This window comes from Gemmatimonas sp., from assembly GCF_044345575.1.
Lineage (GTDB): Bacteria > Gemmatimonadota > Gemmatimonadetes > Gemmatimonadales > Gemmatimonadaceae > Gemmatimonas.
The window spans coordinates 1-5761 of record NZ_JBIJAW010000208.1; the positions used below are offsets into that span (position 1 = coordinate 1).

General features: G+C 68.8%; 5 protein-coding genes. All 5 read left to right on the forward strand.

Translation table 11 applies throughout. The features are described from left to right. Positions 1-778 (forward strand): aminotransferase class III-fold pyridoxal phosphate-dependent enzyme (locus ACIQ6O_RS11720; protein WP_396207973.1); only part of this gene is annotated, 778 nt, incomplete at its 5' end. 7 nt (positions 779-785) lie between these two features. Then, positions 786-1652 (forward strand): amidohydrolase family protein, encoded by an 867-nt coding sequence (locus tag ACIQ6O_RS11725; protein ID WP_396207974.1) that lies wholly within the window; start codon positions 786-788, stop codon positions 1650-1652. Then, a complete protein-coding gene (locus ACIQ6O_RS11730; RefSeq protein WP_396207975.1) occupies positions 1649-2494 on the forward strand; it encodes a hypothetical protein in 846 nt (281 codons plus the stop codon). The genes ACIQ6O_RS11725 and ACIQ6O_RS11730 overlap by 4 nt, the downstream gene beginning before the upstream one ends. Positions 2495-2866: 372 nt before the next feature. Then, the gene (locus ACIQ6O_RS11735; protein WP_396207976.1) at positions 2867-3484 is read left to right on the forward strand and encodes a cytochrome c3 family protein; all 618 of its coding nucleotides are present in this window, start codon (positions 2867-2869) and stop codon (positions 3482-3484) included. Between the two features lie 19 nt (positions 3485-3503). After that, on the forward strand, positions 3504-5761 hold a 2258-nt coding region (locus ACIQ6O_RS11740), incomplete at its 3' end, for a molybdopterin-dependent oxidoreductase (RefSeq protein WP_396207977.1).

The following is a 5761-nucleotide window of genomic DNA, read 5'->3' on the forward strand; positions in this document are numbered from 1 at the left end:
GCTGGACTGGAACAGCGATGCGGTTGGCGTGCCCCAGAGCACGCGCGACCTCGTCACCTGGGTGCCGTTCGGTGACATCCCGGCGCTCGAGGCGGCGATGACCGCGGGCGAATCACCGGCGGCCATCATCCTCGAGCCGCTCGTGCACGACATTGCGCCGGTGGCGTGGCTCGAGGCCGCGCGGCGGCTGGCCGATGCCCATCAGGCACTGCTCGTGTTCGACGAGGTGAAGACCTGCTTCCGGGTGCGCACGGGCGGCGTACAAGCGCTCACCGGCGTCACCCCCGACCTCACCGCCATCGGCAAGGCGCTCGCCAACGGCTATCCCCTGGCCGCCGTGGTCGGTCGCGCCGATGCCATGGACGCCGCCACGCGCACGTGGATCTCTTCCACGGCGGCGGCCGAGGCGACTGGTCTCGCCGCGGCGGCGGCCGTGCTGGCCTGGCACGAGCGGCTCGATGTCTGCGATCGCATGGCCACCGCCGGCGGGGTGCTGCAGGACATCATCGGGTCGGCGCTCGCCGACGCGCCGTGGGTGGGCGTGAAAGCCGAGGGCCCGCCGATGATGTGGCGACTCACGGCCGACGTGCCCGAGCAACTCGATGCGCTCGTAGCCGCAGCCGCACACGAAGGTGTTCTGCTCAAGCGTGGCGCCTATCAGTTCGGCGCGCTGGCCCACGACGATGATGCCCTCGATGCCGTGGCGCGGGCCATGCCCGCGGTGATGGACGCACTGCGCCCCGGTCCGCGTCGTGTCGATGACCGATTCCGCGAATGACCCCACCATGACCATGCCTCCCGCTCCCCTTGGCGGCACCGAGCCGCTCATCGATCCGCACGCCCATTTTCACACGCCGCTTACCAACCGCAGCGACTGGGCGCGCTACAACGCCTCGCGCCTCGAGATGGGCGAGCGCATCGGTATCCGGTGCCACGTGGCATCGATCCTCGGCTCGTGGGGCGCCACGTCGCCCACCTACTTCTCATCGCCGCACGATCAGACGCGCGCCAACGACTTCATGTTCGGGCTCGCCGACCAGCACGCCGATCGCGTCCGCGCATTCGTCGCCGTGAATCCCAATTTCACCGCGCATGCGCTCGCCGAAATTGAACGGGGCATGGGGCGCGGGGCGGTGGGCATCAAGCTCGCTGCCGCGCGACGCACCACCGACTTCGGGCTCCTCGACGAGATCGGCGCCGCCGCGGCGCAGTACGGGGTACCGGTGCTGCAGCACATCTGGCAGCATCGCCGGCGTGAGTGGCCCAATCAGGAGGCCAGTGATGGCGTGGAGCTCGCACGTCTCGCCGTGCGGCATCCCAAGGCGACCTTCCTCCTCGCGCACATCGGTGGCGGCGGAGATTGGGCGCACACCAACCCGGCAGTGCTCGAGGTGCCCAACATCGTGATGGACTTCTCCGGGAGCGGCATCGATCGCGGCATGATCGACGAGGCGCTGCGATGGGTGGGCGCCAAGCGGTTGCTCTGGGCCTGCGACCTCACGCTCTGTACGGGTCTCACGAAGCTGCGCGCGCTCGCCTACACCGGCGCCTCGCCCGACGACATCGCCGACATGCGCTGGCGCAATGCCGTGCGGATCTTCCCGGCCGGCACCTTCGACACCGCGCTGGCGCGCGCTCTGGAGGCCGCATGAGCGCCACCGGCACGCACCAGGCCGGAACGCCGGGGCGGGTGGACACCTGCGCCTGGATCGGGGGCTATCCCTTCCGTGATATCCCGCACCCCGACCCCGAGGTGCTCGTGCGCGTGCTCGAGCGCGAGGGGTTCACAGGTGGCTGGGTCGGCCACCTGCCCGGGGCGTTCCACCGCGACCCGGTCCCCAGCAACCGGGCGCTGTACGCGGCGCTGGCGCCGCACCGCGCCATGCTGGCCCCGGCACCAATCGTCCGCCCCGACTGGCCCCGGTGGGAGCAGATGCTCCGCGACGCGGTCAACGAGGGGGCCCCGGCCGTGCGGGCCTATCCGACCCTGTGGGGGCTGGGTGCCGGGCATCAGTGTATGGCCGAGCTCGCGTTGGCGTGTGGGGAGGCCGGGGTGGCGCTGCACCTCACGGTGCGGTTCGAGGACCTGCGCCAGCGGCACCCGTTGGACAGCGCGGGCGATCTCACCGCCGCCCATGTGCGCCAGCTGGCCCGTCTCCCCGGTCTCAAGGCCAACCTGGTGGTCGCCGGGGCCGGGCGGGAGCTCATCGAGGAAACCCACTGGGGGCTCACGCCGCCCGAGCAGCAGCGGGTCTTCTATGACTGGCACTGGGTGTGGGGGCCGCCGGAGGACCATTTCGCGCATCTGCTCCGCACCATCGGCGCGGAGCGGTTCGCGTGGAGCTCGTGGTGGCCGCTGCGGCTCACCCAGCAGGCGCAGGCGCTCGTCGATCTGCTCCCGGCCGGCGAGTCGGCGGCGGCACCCGATAACGGTTCCACCGGATTCAGCGGGCTGCCCTTTGCCCACGGCGGCAGCATTTCGCCCGGGAAATAGCCTGGCGCATTGCCCGGTTTCACGAAATACCGAACGGCCGGGAACCGCATGGATTCCCGGCCGTTATGGCTCCGGGCGCATGGAGGTCCGCGGTGTCCGATTTAGTACTGCAAGAGGGCGCGTGAGGCTGCGTCATCCACTTGCGTACAAATACGGCCCCGGTCATACTTCGCGCTTGCAAAAAATTTGGTGACACCGACTTACACGGTTGTACCCGGTTGGTTCCGTTCGGACCTGACCAGTAGGACCGCGTAGTCCTCGGATCGCATGACTCGAACCACGCTCTGCACCGCGGCAGAGGTAGTGTCGGGTCGTGCATGTCGTGTGTCGACCATCACCAACGCCTAACGGCATTCTCTACCGGCACACGAGATGACGGTCAAGAAGAAGTGGACGGTGATCCCCGGGTTCCTCGCACTTGCCGCGGCAGCCACGTTGCTGTCCGCGTACAGCGGCGCGTCGTCGTCGCAGGGCAAGATCGTCGAGCAGCCCGTCAAGTTCGTCCATGCTCCGCACGTATCGAAGGCAGGCATGAACTGCCTGTACTGTCATAGCGCCGCCAACAAGGCGCCCGATCCGGGGAACGCCTCGGTGTCGACCTGCATGGGTTGCCACACGCTGGTGAAGCCCCAGTCCGCCGAGATCAAGAAGATCGCGGCGTACTACCAGAAGGGGCAGCCGATCCCGTGGAACCGTGTGCACAAGGTGCCGGACTATGTCCAGTTCCCGCACATGCGTCACGTGAATGCCGGTGTGACGTGCCAGACCTGCCACGGCCAGATCCAGAATCAGGGCGCGCAGGGTCCGGACACGAACTACGTGCCCGTCCAGCAGGTGAACTCGCTCAACATGGGCTGGTGCATCAACTGTCACGTGCAGGGCTACAAGCCCGCCGAGGGCGCGCGTTTGGCCGGACAGAAGGTCACGCCCGAGCTGGAAGCAATGCCCGCCAAGAAGGCGCGCTACGATTGCGCCGTCTGCCACTACTGATCATCGACCCTCGATCACGATGAGCACAGAAGCGGGGACCGGCGTCAAGCGCCGCGAATTCCTCAAGATCCTCGGCGCCACGGGCGCCACGACGGCCGTGGTGGGCTGCTCCTCCGAAAAGGTGGGCAAGCTCATCCCGTACGTTGCCTCGCCGGACAACACCGTCCCGGGCGTCTCCCAGTACTACGCCACCACCTGCCGCGAATGCGCGGCGGCGTGCGGCGTGCTGGCCGAAGTGCGCGACGGCCGTCCGATCAAGCTTGAAGGCAATCCTGAACACCCGATGAACCGCGGCGCCATCTGCGCCAGTGGCCTCTCGGCGGTGCAGGGCCTCTACAACCCCGATCGCTATCGCTCGCCGATGGTGCGTGAGGGCAACGCCCTCAAGCCCACCACGTGGGACAAGGCGTTCGAACTCCTCGCCCAGAAGATCGGCGAAGTGAAGTCGAAGGGGCAGGCCGGCAACGTCGTGTTCGTCAACCAGCACGAGTCGGGCACCTTCCCGGGCTTCCTCGACCAGTGGCTCTCGGCGAACGGCATGCCGAACCACCTGAGCGTCGACAGCACGGCACCGGTCGCGACCATCGCCGCCAACCAGAAGGCGTACGGCGCGGCCTGGCCGCAGCTCGACTTCGGGGCAGCCAAGCTGGTCGTCTCCTTCGGCGCCGACTTCCTCGACGGCTGGGGCCACAGCGTACCGCAGCAGCTCGACTGGGCCGACGCCCGCGCCAAGCTCACCGACGCGCCGCGTCTGGTGTACGTCGGCGCCCGTCGTTCGCTCACCGGCCTCAACGCCGACCAGTGGATCCCGGCCAAGCCCGGCAGCGAGATGGCGTTCTGCGCCGCGCTCACGGGTGCCGGTACCGCAGCGGCCGCCGCTGAGGCGTCGGGCGTGCCCGTCGCCACCATCGAGGCGCTCGCCAAGGCCATCGCCGACGCCGGCAACGGCGTGATGGCGATCTGCGGCGTCACCGGCGCCGACGCGGTCGAGTGCGGCACCATGGTCGCCGAGATCAACAAGAAGGCGGGCGCGGTCGGTACGACCATCAAGCCGGCCAACGGCCACGCGGGTTACGCGGGTCTCGCCTCGTACGCCGATCTGGCGAACGCGGTGAAGGCCATGGACGCCGGCTCCGTGCCGCTCGCGTTCATCCGCGGCGCCAACCCGGCGCACAGCATGCCCAAGTCGGCCGGCTTCGCCGCCGCCTACGCCAAGGTGGGCTTCAAGGTCTCGTTCTCGGCCATGCCCGACGAAACCGCGCAGCTCGCCGACCTCATCCTCCCGGACAACCACTGGCTGGAGAGCTGGGGCGACGCCGCGGGGGCCAACGGTCAGCTCGGCCTGCAGCAGCCCACCCTCGAGCCGGTGTTCGACACGCGCTCCACGAGCGACGTGCTTATCGAGCTCGCCAAGAAGGACCAGGCGATCGCGGCCCGCTACAACGTGGCCGACTACCGCACCTGGTACATCAGCAAGTTCCCGGGCGGCGGCTCGGCCTTCACGACCGCGCTCACCAAGGCGCAGGTCTCGAGTGGCCCGCTCGTTCCCACCAACGGCCGCACGCTGGCTGCCACCGCGACCCCCGCGGCCGCCGGCGCTGGTGACTTCTTCGTGCACGTCTTCCCGTCGCCCACGCTTGGCGACGGCGCGGGCGCGAACAAGCCGTGGCTGCAGGAACTCCCGGACCCGGTCTCCAAGATCGCGTGGCAGTCGTGGGTTGAAGTGCACCCCTCCACCGCCAAGAAGCTTGGCATCAAGGAAGGCACGCACCTCACCATCGAAACGGCCGCCGGCAAAGTCACCGCGCCCGCGTACATCTACATGGGCGTGCGCCCCGACACCGTCGCCATCGCGCTCGGGCTCGGTCACACTGCCTACGGCCGCTTCGCCCAGAACATCGGCGTGAACGCGTACGATCTCGTGCCGGCCGGTTGGGACGCTGCGGGCGGTCTCGCCCTCGGTGGCCTCAAGGGCAAGGTCACGATCACGGCCGACAAGTCGCCGCTCGTCACCACCGAAGGCTCGGCCCGTCAGCATGGCCGCGGCATCGGTCAGGCGCTCCCCATCGGCGTGCTCCTCGGCACCGAGCAGGAGAACGACGAGCACCATCATGAGATCCCCGGCCTCCCGTCGCAGGATTTCAAGACCGGCCTCAAGTCGCCGGTGGCGGCCGACGCTCAGGGTGAGTTCGCCAACCCGGAGTCGAAGGACCAGGGCATGTACGACCCCAACCACGTGCAGAAGATGGAGAAGCGCCGCTGGGCGATGACCATCGA